Source organism: Metabacillus malikii (assembly GCF_030813355.1).
In the GTDB taxonomy this organism is placed as follows: Bacteria; Bacillota; Bacilli; order Bacillales; family Bacillaceae; genus Metabacillus; species Metabacillus malikii.
In genome coordinates, this window is record NZ_JAUSUD010000016.1 from 49518 (window position 1) to 65288 (window position 15771).

The window sequence follows — 15771 nt, forward strand, 5'->3', positions numbered from 1 at the left end:
CCCTAAATATATAAATAGGGAGGTTTTGTTTTACTCTATTAAAAGAATATTTATTTAAATATTAGGTCAATAACAAAATTATACAATTCTTAGCTTGCCTTATGCTCCAAACGAAGCTTATCCGCGACCATCGCGATAAATTCACTATTTGTCGGCTTTGCTTTTGTCATGCTGACTGTATAGCCGAATAATGACGAAATTGAATCGATGTTCCCACGACTCCACGCAACTTCAATCGCATGACGTATTGCACGCTCTACTCTTGAAGCAGTTGTGTTGTATTTTTTAGCGATATCTGGGTAGAGAACCTTTGTAATTGAGCCTAGTAACTCAATGTCATTGTATACCATTGAAATAGCTTCTCGTAGGTAGAGATACCCTTTAATATGCGCAGGTACTCCTATCTCGTGAATGATACTTGTAATGCTCGCATCAAGATTTTTCCCCTTACCTTGTGACTCATTGGCTGGTCTTATCGTGGTACTTGTTCTTTTAACGAGTGGTGCTGCATTTCCACTAACTTGACGAATATGACTCGCAAGGCCTTCCATATCAAATGGCTTTAAAATAAAATATGCTGCACCTAAATCAACTGCTTTTTTCGTTACATCTTCTTGGCCAAAAGCTGTAAGCATTATGACATTTGGTTGTGGTCCTTCCATCTGTCTTAATTTTTCTAGTACACCAAGACCATCTAAATGCGGCATGATGATATCCAACACCAATACATCTGGTGTTTTATCTTTTAACATATTTAAACATTCTTGGCCATTATACGCTACTCCAAGAACTTCAATATCTTCTTGACTTGATAAATACTCATCTAATAAACCTACTAATTCACGATTATCGTCAACGATACAAACTTTAATTTTACTCACAATACGTCCTCCTCAGTCTCTTTTTGCCAATATGTCTTATATCTATACATGATTATACCTAACAATTTCGACAATGTGAGAAGAAATCCTTTATTTTTTTGAAAAAACTTAATTAATTTAAGATTATCTCGATTTTTCTTCAAATCGCTCGCTTTTTCGACTAAATATGCTATTTGACATAATGAGATGAATTAGATTTGTCGAATAATCTTTTCCTCTTTATTTTACATAACCTGAACTAAAATGAAAAGATAAAAACAAAAAAACTGCCAAGAAATAATTCTTGACAGCTTAAACTTAGCTTACCTTTTGTTTTTGTTTAGAATAAATATCTATGCCCGCTTCATTTAACATCCATTCAATATGGACGCCGTACCCACTAGTAGGGTCATTGACAAATACATGTGTTACTGCACCGATTACCTTCCCATTTTGTATTATCGGACTTCCGCTCATTCCTTGGACAATACCACCTGTTTTGTCCAACAACTTTTTATCGGTTATTTTTATTACCATACCTTTAGTAGCAGGGAACTTTTGTGGGACAGAACTTACAACTTCTACATCAAACTCTTCAACTGTATCATTATCGACGACAGTAAGAATTTTAGCTGGTCCTTCCTTTACTTCATTCGAAAGGGCAATTGGTAAGGCCTTGTCCATTATTCCATTTGTTATATCTTGATTTAAGACACCAAATATTCCAAATGGACTATTTCGCGTAATATTTCCGATTATTTTACGATCACCGGAAAATCTAGCTAATTTTTCACCTGGGTTTCCGTTACTTCCTTTTTCAATTGAAGTTACCGTTGAGCGTACAATTTGACCATCATCAACAACGATTGGCTTCTTTGTGTCCATATCCGAAATAACATGTCCTAATGCACCATATTTTTTTGATTCAGGGTCATAAAACGTCATCGTTCCAATACCTGCTGCCGAATCACGAATATACAAACCGATTCGATAGGAGCTATCGTTTTCATCCTTTAAAGGATATAGTTTTGTTTTCACTTCGCTATCTTCACGCTTAAGAACTAAATCTAATGGCTTCCCTGTCTTTCCTGCTTCTTGGATAAAGGGAGCAACATCACTCATTTGTTCAATTTTCTTACCATTGATGTTTGTTATAATATCTCCAACTTGCACACCGGCAATTTCTCCAGGAGATTGCTTTCCTTCTTTCGTATTAATTTGATGGTGTCCTACCACCAATACGCCAAGAGTATTTAGTTTTACACCGATAGACTGTCCACCTGGTATAATTTTGAAATCGGGCAATACATTTACACCAATTTTCTTCACTGGAAAACCTGCGAGATCAAAAACAACTGCTCCCTCACCGGCCTTTTTCCCATGAACATCAATTGTTTTGCCGTCACTATTTTTCTGAACTGTAAACGCTTCTTCTACTTCACCAGAAGCATTAGCAGGAATAGAACTTTCAACAGTAACTTCTTGTGATTCGAATACTGCGACATTACTCGGTAGACTCACATATTCTTTTATCTCTTTTAGAAATCCTAAACTCATTAGTGAAACAAGGAGAATTACACCTATTATTTTTCTGATTTTATCTGTCTGCAAAAACCTTCACTCTCCTCGCTCCTAACACACACCACGATATATATATGGCTACAGTTTTAATTTAGCCTTTCGAGCGAACATTTATAACATCTTTCTAATGAAAATTACAGGTTTACATGTAAGTTTTTTGCATTCTTTCAAATAAACTTATTAATATTTGGCCCATAATTGCTTTTAGTGGATAAAAGCAGTTATTGGCTAGTCAACTAAGTAATTGGCCAAATGATAACCATTATCTTAACTAACCTAATATTAAGTTTAGTTTGAGTATATTATATACAATTGGAACGACTACATACGGAAATATATAATTGTAAAATGTAAATTATGTTTTATCCCTTCTTAATGAAATTCTGAATGTTGAGGTATACCTAGAAAATAAAATTATACATAAAAAAAGCCACCAATAAAGGCAGCAAATAATAAGAAATATTGAACTTATTGTTTTGAGTTGCTTGCTAACTCAAGAAGTTCTTTAGCATGTTCCTTTGAAAGTTCTGTTACTTGTGCTCCCGCAATCATACGGCCAATTTCATTAATTTTTTCTGCCTTTTCTAACGCTTTTACACTTGTTTTCGTTCTTCCATCAATTGTTTCTTTCGCAATATATAAATGTGTATCAGCCATAGCTGCAACTTGTGGAAGATGTGTAATACACAAAACTTGTGAACCAACGGATACACGGTGAATCTTTTCAGCAATTGCTTGAGCGACACGTCCACTAACACCTGTATCAACTTCATCGAAAATGATAGAAGTAATCCCTTGATGTTGTGAGAAAATGCTCTTCATAGCAAGCATAATCCTCGATAATTCACCACCAGATGCCGTTTTACTTAACGGTTTTAACGGTTCACCAGGATTTGTAGAAAGATAAAATTCAACCTGGTCTATTCCTGTTACAGTAAATTTATGATTTGTCATATGTGCTGTCAAATTGTTAAAATGAACATCAAAAGTTGTTTTTTCCATATAAAGTTCTTTCAACTCTTTATGTATGTCGGCAATTAATTGCGTCGCACTTGATTTACGAAGAATTGAGACATTTTTTGCTTCTACAACTAGATCCTTCATAATCGAGTCTAATTCTTTTTGTAATTTATTTACATGACTATCTCGATTTTGTATAGTATCTAACTCTTCTTCAACTTTTGCAGCATACATTAGTATTTCCTCTACAGTTTGTCCATATTTTCGTTTTAGTTGATTTATTTCATTCAATCTGTTTTCAACATAATTAAGTCTTTCTGGATCAAATTCAAGCGAATCAAGTTCATTTCGTACTTGATAAGATAAATCTTCTAATAGATAATATGCGTTCGATACAATTTCCGATAGTTCCTTTAAAGTAGGATTGATGGGTCCTACATCTTCTAAGTGACTCATTGCATGACTGACCCAGTCAAGCCCTCTTTGTTCACCATGAAGTGAATTATAACTTGTCTGTAATGCCTCATAAATCTTCTCATAATTGGATATTTTCGCTTTTTCTTCAAGTAGTTGTTCATCTTCATTTAGCTGGAGATTCGCATTGTTAATTTCATCGAGTTGAAATTGTAATAAATCTAATCGATGTGCCATTTCTTGCTCATTTTCTGATAACTGCGTTAATTTCTTGCGTAACGTTTCATAACGTTTAAATACCTCTATATAATCTTCTAATGCTTTAGATATTTTATTTCCGCCATACTGATCAAGTAATTTTAAATGGTTTTCTTCGTTCATTAGTTCTTGATTATCATGCTGACCGTGAATATCAACTAAATATTGACCAACCTCTCTTAAAATGGCTATCGTAACTAATTTCCCATTTATCCGACAAATACTTTTCCCTGATGAAGATAAATCACGCCTCAACACAATCATCCCATCACTAACATCAATCCCTAATTCATTACATTTGTCGTATACAGGATGAGCCGTTTCCTCAATCAAAAATAATCCCTCAAGTTCCGCACGTTTCTCTCCAAACCGTACAAATTCAGCAGAGCCACGTGCTCCAGAAAGAAGATGTATTGCATCTATAATAATTGATTTACCTGCTCCAGTTTCTCCTGTTAATACTGTAAGGCCTTTTTCAAATGAAATAGATAGAGATTCAATAATAGCAAAGTTTTTAATAGACAATTCCGCTAACAAACAGAATCACACCTTTTTATAATTTGTTTCTTTATTACTAAGCAAAGCCATATAAAATTAAAACATATATAATATGCATGACAAACTCAACAACTAAGAGACCCCTATAAGGAGTCTTTCATGTAAGTTGTTTTCACAACATGTTGCTTTTACTTAATTTTCGTTTTGGTTGTTTTAGAAAAAGGCTGTTTTCGTAAACATTGTTGCTTTTAACTTAGTTGTCGTTTAGGGTTTGTTTCCGCTACAGTACTCGCTTTCCGCGGGGTGGGTGCTGAGCCTCCTCAGCGCAAGCGCCTGCGGGGTCTCAGCTCTCCCACGCATCCCGCAGGAGTCTCGCACTTCCGCTCCAACAAACCGTTAAAAAAAATTAGTGCAAAAAACCACAACCTTTTAGAAAAGAGCCTAGAAAAAAGACTTCATGTATGACTATTATAACATTTCTAAAAACCGTTCCGTAATGACTTCCGTATCTTCTGATGTTTTACAAATGATTAAAATTGTGTCATCTCCACAAATTGTTCCAAGTACTTCTTCCCAATCTAAATTATCAATTAAGGCCCCTATTGCATTTGCATTACCTGGTAATGTTTTCATTACAAGCATATGCCCCGCTGAATCGATTTTCACAAAGGCATCCATTAGTGCACGTTTCAATTTTTGTAGTGGGTTAAAGCGTTGGTCAGCTGGGAGACTATATTTGTATCGACCATCCAACATTGGAACTTTAACAAGATGAAGCTCTTTAATATCTCTAGATACTGTAGCTTGGGTTACATTAAACCCCATTTCTTTTAACAAATCAACTAATTCATCCTGTGTTTCAATATCATTATTTGAGATTATCTCTCTAATTTTAATATGACGTTGTCCTTTATTCATTATTGCTTAGCGCCCCTTTTACACATTGCATATTCTTTTGCATGTTTATACTATATATCTTATATGAAAATCCTTTAAAAGTACAGATTTAATAAGAATTGGGCTGTATATACTGCATAAAATTTGTTTGCCTTATTAATAAAACCGTATGAATATCCAGATTATTAGTATAATTAAATATATTCTGATGTTACTCAGCATTTTTAAGTAACTTACTTATGCCTACTGACTATGTATTTTGTACAAATTACAAAAACTAAAAAAGGTGACTCAAATATATAGTGTCGACCCAACACACAACATATATAAACTAAAGTAGTTTATATATGTTAATGATTATAGGGCCAGGCACGATTGAGTCACCACCTGTTCACAATTCAGCATGTGCTAAATCAACTACTGATTTAGCTGTTGCGTTGAAATGAATAGTTCCCATCTCCTGTTGACCATTCCAGCGCAAATGCAATAGAAATTCAATATTTCCATCGCCACCTGTAATAGGAGAATAGGATAAATCCATAAAATCATAACCTTCTAATAAAGAGAAATTAATGATTTGTTCAAGCACTTGTTCATGTACTTTTGGGTCACGTACAATCCCTTTCTTGCCTACCAATTCCTTACCCGCTTCAAATTGCGGTTTAACTAACGCCACGACGTGACTATTAGGAACTAAAATATTCTTTAGCGTTGGTAATATCAGCTTCAGTGAGATAAAAGAAACATCAATTGAAGCAAACTCAGGCAAGCCTTTCATAAAATCTGCTTGTGTCGCATATCGGAAATTCGTCCTTTCCATGACAACAACACGTTCATCTTGTCTAAGTTTCCATGCTAATTGATTGTAACCAACATCAACTGCATAAGACATTTTAACACCATTTTGTAGGGCACAGTCTGTAAAACCGCCTGTTGATGAGCCAATATCAATCATAATTTTATTTGATAAATCTAAATTGAATACCTTTAATGCCTTTTCAAGTTTTAATCCGCCTCTGCTTACATATGGCATTGTCTTTCCTTTAATTGAAATCACCGTATCACGAGAGACTTTTTCTCCTGGCTTATCTAAGCGTTCCTCATTACCATAAACAATACCTGCCATTATAGCTCGTTTTGCTTGTTCTCTTGATTCGAAAAAACCATTTTCTACAAGTAAAATATCTATTCTTTCTTTTTTGCTTCCACTCATGAGCGCAATACCTTTTTATTCTTTGGAATCATTGAAGATAGGGTCTTTATAACATTTTCAGTTGTCATCCCTATTTCTTCTAATAATTTTGAGACACTTCCATGCTCGATAAAACGATCTGGGATGCCAATTCTAGTAATTGGTGTTTCAAAATACTGATTTTCTTGAGCAAACTCTAATACTGCACTACCAAATCCACCTTGTAAAATTGCTTCTTCAATCGTTAATACTGGAATACCTTCCTGGAATATTGCATGAAGCATTTTTTCATCCATTGGCTTTATAAATCTTGCATTAACAACTCGAATGGATGTTCCGTTCCTTGCAAGCTGTTCAGCAGCTTCTAGTGCCATTTCTATTGTTGTTCCAAATGTTAAAATAACCGCATCCGTACCCTCTCGGAGTACTTCCCAAGTACCGATTGGGATTTCTTTTAACTCTTTATCCATTTCAACCCCAATACCATTGCCTCGGGCGTAACGTAGGGCAATTGGTCCTTCATCATACTTTAACGCTGTATTCACCAGATGTTGACCTTCATTTTCATCTTTAGCCATCATGAGAACAATATTTGGAATATGACGTAAGAAGGCAATATCAAATACTCCTTGATGTGTTTCACCGTCCGCTCCTACGAGGCCCGCACGGTCAATTCCAATAAATACATTTAAATTTTGACGACATATATCATGAACGACTTGGTCATAGGCTCTTTGTAAAAACGTAGAGTAAATAGCAAGAAATGGTTTCATGTTTTGAGTTGCCAAACCAGCTGCTAAAGTTGTCGCATGCTGTTCTGCAATTCCTACATCAAACATACGGTCAGGGAATTCTTCTGCAAATGCCTCAAGTTTTGAGCCTACTGGCATTGCAGGTGTGACTGCAACAATTCGTTCATCTTCTCGTGCTAATTTCTGAACCGTCTCACTTACTAATTTGCTCCAAGCAGGTCCTACTACTTTTGGTTTAACAAAGTCACCTGTCTCAATCTTATATGGTCCAGTCCCATGCCATGTGCCAATTGTATCAGTTTCAGCTGGCTTATAACCTTTACCTTTTTTCGTTATAACATGCAAAAGAACTGGTCCTTTTGTTTTTTTCGCATACTGTAAATTTTCAAATAAATCTTCATAACTATGACCATCAACTGGTCCTAAATAGGTAAATCCTAGTTCTTCAAAGAAGACTCCAGATACGAGCATATATTTTAAGCTATCTTTGACTCTTTCTGCAGTCGAGGCTAGTCTTCCACCTACCGCAGGTATTTTCTTCAATAAGTATTCTAGCTCATCTTTTACCCAATGATACTTACCTGCCGTTCTTAATCTACCCAAGACATTGTGCAGAGCACCAACATTTGGTGCAATCGACATTTCGTTATCGTTTAAAACGACAATCATATCTTTATTCTCGTCACCAATATGATTAAGTGCTTCAAGGGCCATTCCACCTGTTAATGCGCCATCACCTATAATCGGGATAATATGCTCTTTTGATTTTTTTAAATCTCGAGCAATAGCCATCCCCATCGCTGCAGATAAGGATGTAGAGCTATGCCCAGTTTCCCATACATCATGCTCAGACTCATTACGTTTCGGAAAACCACATAACCCTTTATATTGACGTAATGTATCAAATTCACTAGCTCTCCCAGTAAGGATTTTGTGAACATATGACTGGTGTCCTACATCCCAAATAAACTTATCATTTGGGCTATCAAATACTTTATGTAAAGCAATTGTTAATTCAACTACACCAAGGTTAGGCCCTATATGTCCTCCCGTTTCTGAGAGCTTTTCAATTAAAAATTGACGAATTTCCGCACTAAGTTTTTCAAGCTCATGATTAGATAATTTCTTTAAAAATTGCGGATTTTTTATCGACAGAAGATCCAAATGGACCACTCACTTTCGGATTCAGTTTCTTTCTGTTAAACAGTTTTTCGTAAACTATATTGTTTTAGATATAACCTATATGTTTCAAAATACACCTTCATAGCCTTTCATAACTATTCTTGTCTATTTATTTTAACGTAAAACTTGATTTATTGAAAACGTTATATCATTTTTTGACTTTTTCAAACTGTGCAGTCAAAAACGTAACATAAATAAAACGACATGACAATGGTAAATATATTATATGTATGCATAAGATAAAAACCGCTACCAATTGGGAACGGTTTTTATGCTAACGATTATTGCCTTCGTTCTAAAAGCAGAGTGTAATCAATTGTTTCTATTTGCTATTAATTCGCACAAGTTGTTAAGCAATGTTGCTGGAACTGATAATTTATTTAATATACTTTTAGCTTCATCTACATGAGCGGTTAGTTTTTCCTTAGCTCCTTGTAAAGTTAAAATTGATGGGTATGTATTCTTTTCATTACCTTGGTCGGAACCAACAGGCTTTCCGATTAAGTCCTGTTCACCTTCAATATCTAATATATCGTCCCTAATTTGAAAAGCAATACCTAAATGATATGAAAACTCCCTTAAATATTTAATATCCTGTACTGGGGCTTCAGCTAATATCGCACCAGCAATAATTGCAAAGCCGAGTAGTTTTGCGGTTTTGTGTTCATGAATATATTGCAGTTCTTCTAGTGATAAAACCTTCGTTTCACCATCCATATCTGCAACTTGACCGCCTACCATCCCTTCAGCCCCAGCTGCATGAACTAACTCTGTAATGATGTTTAGCTTTTTTTCAGAGCTTATATGCGGATCATTCGCAATTAATGAGAAGCTTTGTGTTAATAGACCGTCTCCAGCCAAGACAGCCATCGCCTCACCAAATACTTTATGATTTGTTGGCTTCCCACGACGAAGGTCGTCATCATCCATACATGGTAAATCATCATGTATTAATGAGTAAGTATGTACTAATTCAACGGCACTGGCAGTCGCGAGTCCAATTTCTTCCTGCTTACTATATGTATGTAAAAGTGCTAAAACAAGTATCGGCCTAATTCGCTTTCCACCAGCTTCAAGTGAATAATTCATCGCATCTTTTAGTACTTCTGGTGCTTTTAACTTTTCAATATAGGAAAATAAACTTTCTTCAATCTTTTCTTTACGGGACTTTAAAAAATCGTCTAATTCCATTTTCACGATTTTTCTTCCTCCTGTAAATCAAATGGTCTTAACTCTCCATCTTCGCGAAGTATGAAATCCATTTGTTTTTCAACATTTTGCAGTTTGTTGTTACAAATTTTCGAGAGTTCCATGCCTTGTTGGAAATATTCAATTGCCTTTTCCAATGGGACATCCCCTTCTTCTAATTTTCCAACGATTTCTTCCAATTGTTGCATGGCTTGTTCAAAGGAAACTTCATTTTGTTTTTCATCTTTACTCATTAATTGTTCCCTCCTCTATTTCTTTTACTTCACACTGAATGTTCCCGTTTATGAATTGGACCTTTACTGTTTGACCCTTCTTAATATGATCGACACTCTTAATTAATTCACTTCCATCATATACCAAACTATAGCCTCGTTCCATCACTCTTAATGGACTAAGTGCATTTAGTTGTGCAATGACCTGCCTAAAGTTTGCATCTTTACTACTAATAATTGAAGTCATTTCTCTCTTTAGCCGATTCAATAATAAGTCATGTGAAGTCTTTGAACGAAGTATTTTTTCCCGAGGATGTACTGTCAATAGCCTTCTATTTAACTGTTTATAATGCTCATTTTTTATCGCTATCGTTCTACTGCCTGCTTTTTGTAAACGTTCAATTACCGCATCTAATTGTTGCTCCTTTTGCAAATATAATTGCTTTGGATAACGAAATGCATAAGAACTTTGCAGGTGTTCTAACTTTTCTTTTTTTGACACTAACTTCTCCTGCATTGCCCGTTTTAAGCGATTCTTCCGTTCAATGAGTCGATCTTGTAATTCCGAGAAATGTGGGACAGCTAGTTCCGCAGCTCCCGTTGGTGTAGGCGCTCGTAAATCAGCTACAAAATCAGCAATCGTATAATCCGTTTCATGGCCAACTGCCGAGATAATCGGTATCGTTGAAGCAAATATTTCTCTGGCAACTTTCTCTTCGTTAAAAGCCCATAGTTCTTCAATAGAACCCCCACCACGTCCAACAATTAACACATCGAGGTCTAACTGATTAGCCTGCTTAATAGCTTGCACAATTGAGTCACCCGCATTAATTCCCTGTACTAGTGCTGGAATCAAAATAACTTTAGCTAATGGGTAACGGCGATTAATCGTTGTTAGAATATCACGAATTGCTGCACCGGTGGGAGATGTAATTACACCTATTTGGCTAGGGAATTTTGGTATCGGTTTTTTATGTATAAGGTCAAATAGTCCTTGTTTTTGTAAAGTGTTCTTCAATTCCTCGTAAGCTAAATATAAGCTACCAATCCCGTCCGGTTGCATTTCCTTTACATATATTTGATATCCACCGTTTTGCTCATAGACGGTAATTTCACCACGTAAAAGGACCTTCATGCCATTTTCAGGTTTAAATTTAAGTGATTTATTAGCACTTGCGAACATTACTCCTTGGATTCTTGCCTTTTCATCCTTTAACGTGAAATACATATGTCCTCTACTATGTAAGTTAAAATTTGATAGTTCGCCTTTAATCCATATATCCTGCAAATGAGGGTCTACATCAAATTTACGTTTAATATATTTTGTTAAGGCTGTAACTGTCACATATTTAATATCGCTCAATCTACAACCTCCTAACGAGTGTCTATATAGAATGAAGACGGAGTAAATCCCCGTCCTTCACTGAGAGTATATATAATTTGTGTTAACCATCTGCGGTAACAGATGTTTCCAGACTAGAATAGCTTTTCTTTTATTGATTAGGCTACTAATAATACCCTACCTTTAAATATGGGGGTGTTATGCCTTTTCAAGAAAGTTTTTTGCAGATTGAACCGTATTATGCGCCAGCATAGTAATCGTCATTGGCCCAACACCACCAGGTACAGGTGTAACGTAGCTAGCTACTTCCTTCGCTTCCTCAAACACAACATCTCCACATAACTTTCCTGTATCTAGTCTATTTACACCGACATCAATAACAACTGCACCAGGTTTGATATCTTGTCCTTTAATAAAGTTTGCACGTCCTACAGCTGCTACTAATATATCAGCTTCTTTTGTATAAGAAGATAGATTATTCGTTTTTGAATGACAATATGTAACTGTTGCATGTTCATTTAGGAGGAGCTGACCTACAGGTTTCCCGACAATATTACTTCTACCAACAACAACAACATTTTTCCCAGCGATTTCAACTCCAACAGACTTAATCATTTCAACAATTCCAGCTGGCGTACAAGGTAAAAATGTATCCTGTCCTGTCATCATTCTTCCAATATTAATTGGATGGAATCCATCGACATCTTTTAAAGGTGAAATTTTCTCAACAACTGCTGTTTCATTAATATGTTTAGGAAGTGGTAATTGCACGAGTATCCCATGGTATTCATTATTATTATTGTAATCATCTATAATTGCTAGAAGTTCTTCCTCAGTTAAAGTCTCTGGAAAATGTTCCAGTTTAAAGCCTACTCCGATTTCTTCTGAAGCTTTTTGTTTTCCTCTTATGTACGACAGTGAAGCAGGATTATCACCTACTAAAATGACAACTAGTTTTGGTACTAATCCCTTTGCTTTAATTTGTTCGACTTCTATAGCCAATTCACTTCTTTTTTTTGCAGATAATTGTTTACCATCAATAATTGTTGCAGCCATACCGTTTCCTCCTCAGGTTAATTAATTAGTTATCTAATTCTTTTTTTATTTTAGATAGTACTCCGTTAATAAATTTACTCGAGTTATCGTCCCCAAATGCTTTTGCTAATTCTACAGCTTCATCAAGTGTGACATTCATTGGTATATCTTGCTCATATTTCAATTCATAAACAGCCATTCTTAAAATCGTCTTATCGATATTGGCTAACCTGTCCATCGTCCATTTAATAAGATGTGGAGTGATTAATTCATCTAGTTCCTTTTCATGCTCTATTGTTCCCTTTACTAGATTAGTCATAAATAGGTCTGGACGCTGTTCCTCAAGTACATGTTCAATCGCTTCACTAGGGTCCGTATTACTAACATATACTTGAAACAAAGTTTGCAGGGCCTTCTCTCTTGCTGTTCTACGTTTCATTCTTACTTGCTCCTTTAGTAAATAAAAATAATTATCGAGAATGTCTGTCTTGATCATAACATAAAATCCGATTAGAATCATTGAAAAATTACAGATTTACGCCTCATTCCCGAATAAAAAGAATGGTTCAATCAAAAATCATTCGTATTTTGTTTTTTCTTCTACTATCAATATAACCAGTCTGTTTACTCTTTAACAATCATTTTCAAATAATCTTTGATTCATCTAAAAAAACCAAAGGGAAGGTCCCCTCTGGTTTTTTTATTTTACCATAGAGTAGATAAGAAAGAAAAAAATTCCTCATCAACAGATTTACATTTCTTGGTCAACTTCAACCTCATGTGTCTTTGTTTCAAATTGAATACCAACAACATGTATGTTTACTTCATTCACTTCAAGTGCTGTCATATTTAATAGTGCTTGACGGATATTATCTTGAATTTTTTGCGCAACTGTCGGAATTGACACACCAAAAATCATTACACAATATACATCTATTTTGATTCCCTCATCAGATAGGTCTACTTTCACACCTTTACCGTGATTCTTTTTACCAAGTCTTTCAACAACCCCTGCTGCAAAGTTACCCCTCATTGAAGCAACACCTTCAATTTCAGAAGCTGCAATACCTGCAATGACTTCGATAACTTCTGGAGCAATCTCTACTTTGCCTAAGCCATTATATTCTTGATTCATTTCTAATACATTATTTGCATCTTTCATGAATTGCACCTCCATTAGATTTAAGCATCCATGACCTTATACATTTCCAAAAACTTTGTATTAAAATCACCGGAAACAAATTTTTCATGTTCTAGTAATCTTAGATGGAACGGTATTGTAGTAGAAATTCCCTCGATTACAAACTCACTTAATGCACGTTTCATACGTGCAATTGCTTCTTCTCTTGTTGCACCATACGTTATTAATTTTGCGATCATTGAGTCATAATATGGCGGAATGGAATAGCCTGGGTATACCGCTGAATCAACTCTAACACCTAGACCACCTGGAGGCAAGTACATCTCAATTTTACCTGGTGAAGGCATGAAATTCTTCTCAGGGTTTTCAGCATTTATCCGGCATTCAATCGCCCAGCCATTAAAAACAACATCATCTTGCGCAACAGACAATTCTTCACCTGAAGCAACTTTTATTTGCTCTTTTATTAAATCAATTCCTGTAACCATTTCAGTTACTGGGTGTTCAACTTGAATTCGCGTATTCATTTCCATGAAATAAAACTTTTTATTAACATGGTCAAAAATAAATTCTACAGTCCCTGCTCCTGAGTAATTTACTGCTGCAGCTGCTTTTACTGCTGCTTCTCCCATTTGTTCACGAATTGTTTCATCTAGGGCAGGAGACGGGGTTTCTTCAATTAATTTTTGTAGTCTACGCTGAATTGAACAATCTCGTTCTCCGAGGTGGATAACATTTCCATGGTTATCAGCTAATACTTGTATTTCAACATGACGGAAATCTTCTATATATTTCTCTATATATACGCCAGGATTTCCAAAAGCTGTTGCAGCTTCCTGTTGCGTAATTTCGATTCCTTTTACAAGTGCTTCCTCATCTTTCGCAACACGAATCCCCTTACCACCGCCACCTGCAGTTGCTTTGATGATAACAGGGAACTCCATTTCTGCTGCTAATTTCTTAGCATCTTCAATATCTTCTATAATCCCTTTAGAACCTGGAACTATTGGAACTCCCGCTTTACGCATTGTTTCCCTTGCAACATCTTTTGTTCCCATTTTAGAGATTGCATCAGCACTAGGTCCAACAAAAATGATATTACATTCTTGACATAACTCAGCAAAGTCAGCATTCTCTGCTAAAAAACCATAGCCAGGATGAATTGCATCACTACCTGTTAGCATGGCTACACTAATAATATTTGTAAAATTTAAGTAACTTTCTTTTGAGGAAGTAGGTCCGATACAATATGCTTCATCCGCTAGTTGAACATGTAACGCTTCACGGTCAGCTTCTGAAAAAACAGCAACTGTTTCAATATCTAGCTCTTTACATGCTCTAATAATCCGAACTGCTATTTCTCCTCGATTTGCTATCAATAGTTTCTTTATCATTATAGTATCTCCTTACTCAGGCTTTACTAGAAATAATGGTTGGCCGTATTCTACTAGTTGACCATTTTGAACTAGTATTTCAACTATTTCACCCTTCACTTCAGCTTCAATTTCATTGAATAGCTTCATCGCCTCTACAATACATACAACTGTATCATTCGAGACTTTAGAACCAACTTCTACATAATTACCAGCTTCAGGTGATGAAGCTGAATAAAAAGTTCCAACCATAGGGGAAGTTATTTTATGTAAATTTGATGTGTCTGGCTTTGGAATTTCATTTACTTCCTGTGATGTATTGTCGATTACAGTGTTTTGAGTTTGAATCGCTTGTGGCTGTTGAACTTCCACAGATGGATTAGGCATTACATTCCTTACAACTGTTTCTACATCCTGTGATTCTTTTTTTATTTTTATTTTAGCTCCGTCTTGTTCATATGAAAATTCATGAATAGAGGATTGATCGATTAATTTAATAATCTCTCTAATTTCTTGTATTTTTAGCATGCTTAGGCACCCCTTTAATTGTATGATTACAGTAAAATAATCATGATATCAAAATTTATAATCTAGTACTAAAACTTAGTCCCATATATACATCTTACGATAAAACATATGTAGAATTCAACCATAACTCACATGGATGATATGTTATTTATAGATTTTCCCTATATAAAAACATTTCAAACCATCTGCCTCAGCTTTAATAAAAATACATAATTTAATAGTGTACTAGATAATTAGTATCTGACTGTAATATTTATTCTAATCGACGTAACGTTTATTGTCGTTGTAAGACCCTTCATGAATTTATACATCTTTAGAAACAGTAATATAAAAGGCC

Annotated in this window: 14 protein-coding genes; all 14 read right to left on the reverse strand. The window is 35.3% G+C overall.

Annotated features, from left to right (window positions below; genetic code table 11):
* Positions 1-89: 89 nt before the first annotated feature.
* Positions 90-881: a sporulation transcription factor Spo0A gene (gene spo0A, locus J2S19_RS14980; protein WP_307343673.1), complete on the reverse strand. Its 792-nt coding sequence runs from the start codon at positions 879-881 to the stop codon at positions 90-92.
* A gap of 297 nt (positions 882-1178) precedes the next feature.
* A complete protein-coding gene (spoIVB, locus tag J2S19_RS14985; protein WP_307343676.1) occupies positions 1179-2471 on the reverse strand; it encodes a SpoIVB peptidase in 1293 nt (430 codons plus the stop codon).
* 438 nt (positions 2472-2909) lie between these two features.
* Positions 2910-4610 carry a DNA repair protein RecN gene (recN, locus tag J2S19_RS14990; RefSeq protein ID WP_307343679.1) on the reverse strand — a complete coding sequence of 567 codons (1701 nt, stop codon included), beginning with the start codon at positions 4608-4610 and terminating at the stop codon, positions 2910-2912.
* A 429-nt stretch (positions 4611-5039) separates the two neighbouring features.
* Complete coding sequence (gene ahrC / locus J2S19_RS14995) at positions 5040-5489, reverse strand: transcriptional regulator AhrC/ArgR (RefSeq protein ID WP_307343681.1); 450 nt, start codon at positions 5487-5489, stop codon at positions 5040-5042.
* 370 nt (positions 5490-5859) lie between these two features.
* Complete coding sequence (locus J2S19_RS15000; protein WP_307343683.1) at positions 5860-6681, reverse strand: TlyA family RNA methyltransferase; 822 nt, start codon at positions 6679-6681, stop codon at positions 5860-5862.
* Complete coding sequence (dxs, locus tag J2S19_RS15005; RefSeq protein ID WP_307343685.1) at positions 6678-8576, reverse strand: 1-deoxy-D-xylulose-5-phosphate synthase; 1899 nt, start codon at positions 8574-8576, stop codon at positions 6678-6680. The genes J2S19_RS15000 and dxs overlap by 4 nt, the downstream gene beginning before the upstream one ends.
* Positions 8577-8906: 330 nt before the next feature.
* On the reverse strand, positions 8907-9791 hold the full coding sequence (locus tag J2S19_RS15010) for a polyprenyl synthetase family protein (RefSeq protein ID WP_307343687.1): 885 nt from the start codon (positions 9789-9791) through the stop codon (positions 8907-8909).
* Positions 9788-10036 carry an exodeoxyribonuclease VII small subunit gene (locus J2S19_RS15015; protein WP_307343689.1) on the reverse strand — a complete coding sequence of 83 codons (249 nt, stop codon included), beginning with the start codon at positions 10034-10036 and terminating at the stop codon, positions 9788-9790. Before J2S19_RS15015 ends, J2S19_RS15010 begins: the two co-directional genes overlap by 4 nt.
* Positions 10029-11378: an exodeoxyribonuclease VII large subunit gene (xseA, locus tag J2S19_RS15020; protein ID WP_307343691.1), complete on the reverse strand. Its 1350-nt coding sequence runs from the start codon at positions 11376-11378 to the stop codon at positions 10029-10031. Before xseA ends, J2S19_RS15015 begins: the two co-directional genes overlap by 8 nt.
* A gap of 177 nt (positions 11379-11555) precedes the next feature.
* Positions 11556-12413: a bifunctional methylenetetrahydrofolate dehydrogenase/methenyltetrahydrofolate cyclohydrolase FolD gene (gene folD, locus J2S19_RS15025; RefSeq protein ID WP_307343695.1), complete on the reverse strand. Its 858-nt coding sequence runs from the start codon at positions 12411-12413 to the stop codon at positions 11556-11558.
* A gap of 25 nt (positions 12414-12438) precedes the next feature.
* Positions 12439-12831 carry a transcription antitermination factor NusB gene (gene nusB, locus J2S19_RS15030; RefSeq protein ID WP_307343697.1) on the reverse strand — a complete coding sequence of 131 codons (393 nt, stop codon included), beginning with the start codon at positions 12829-12831 and terminating at the stop codon, positions 12439-12441.
* 312 nt (positions 12832-13143) lie between these two features.
* Positions 13144-13554 (reverse strand): Asp23/Gls24 family envelope stress response protein, encoded by a 411-nt coding sequence (locus tag J2S19_RS15035; protein ID WP_307343700.1) that lies wholly within the window; start codon positions 13552-13554, stop codon positions 13144-13146.
* A gap of 20 nt (positions 13555-13574) precedes the next feature.
* Positions 13575-14927, reverse strand: a complete 1353-nt coding sequence (accC, locus tag J2S19_RS15040) for an acetyl-CoA carboxylase biotin carboxylase subunit (RefSeq protein ID WP_307343703.1) — start codon at positions 14925-14927, stop codon at positions 13575-13577.
* A gap of 12 nt (positions 14928-14939) precedes the next feature.
* Positions 14940-15434 (reverse strand): acetyl-CoA carboxylase biotin carboxyl carrier protein, encoded by a 495-nt coding sequence (accB, locus tag J2S19_RS15045; protein WP_307343706.1) that lies wholly within the window; start codon positions 15432-15434, stop codon positions 14940-14942.
* Positions 15435-15771 lie beyond the last annotated feature (337 nt).

Coding starts and splice junctions, on each gene's coding strand:
- ahrC (WP_307343681.1), bottom strand. CDS start 5,489: ATGAATAAAGGACAACGTCATATTAAAATTAGAGAGATAATCTCAAAT.
- J2S19_RS15000 (WP_307343683.1), bottom strand. CDS start 6,681: ATGAGTGGAAGCAAAAAAGAAAGAATAGATATTTTACTTGTAGAAAAT.
- J2S19_RS15015 (WP_307343689.1), bottom strand. CDS start 10,036: ATGAGTAAAGATGAAAAACAAAATGAAGTTTCCTTTGAACAAGCCATG.
- folD (WP_307343695.1), bottom strand. CDS start 12,413: ATGGCTGCAACAATTATTGATGGTAAACAATTATCTGCAAAAAAAAGA.
- nusB (WP_307343697.1), bottom strand. CDS start 12,831: ATGAAACGTAGAACAGCAAGAGAGAAGGCCCTGCAAACTTTGTTTCAA.
- J2S19_RS15035 (WP_307343700.1), bottom strand. CDS start 13,554: ATGAAAGATGCAAATAATGTATTAGAAATGAATCAAGAATATAATGGC.
- accC (WP_307343703.1), bottom strand. CDS start 14,927: ATGATAAAGAAACTATTGATAGCAAATCGAGGAGAAATAGCAGTTCGG.
- accB (WP_307343706.1), bottom strand. CDS start 15,434: ATGCTAAAAATACAAGAAATTAGAGAGATTATTAAATTAATCGATCAA.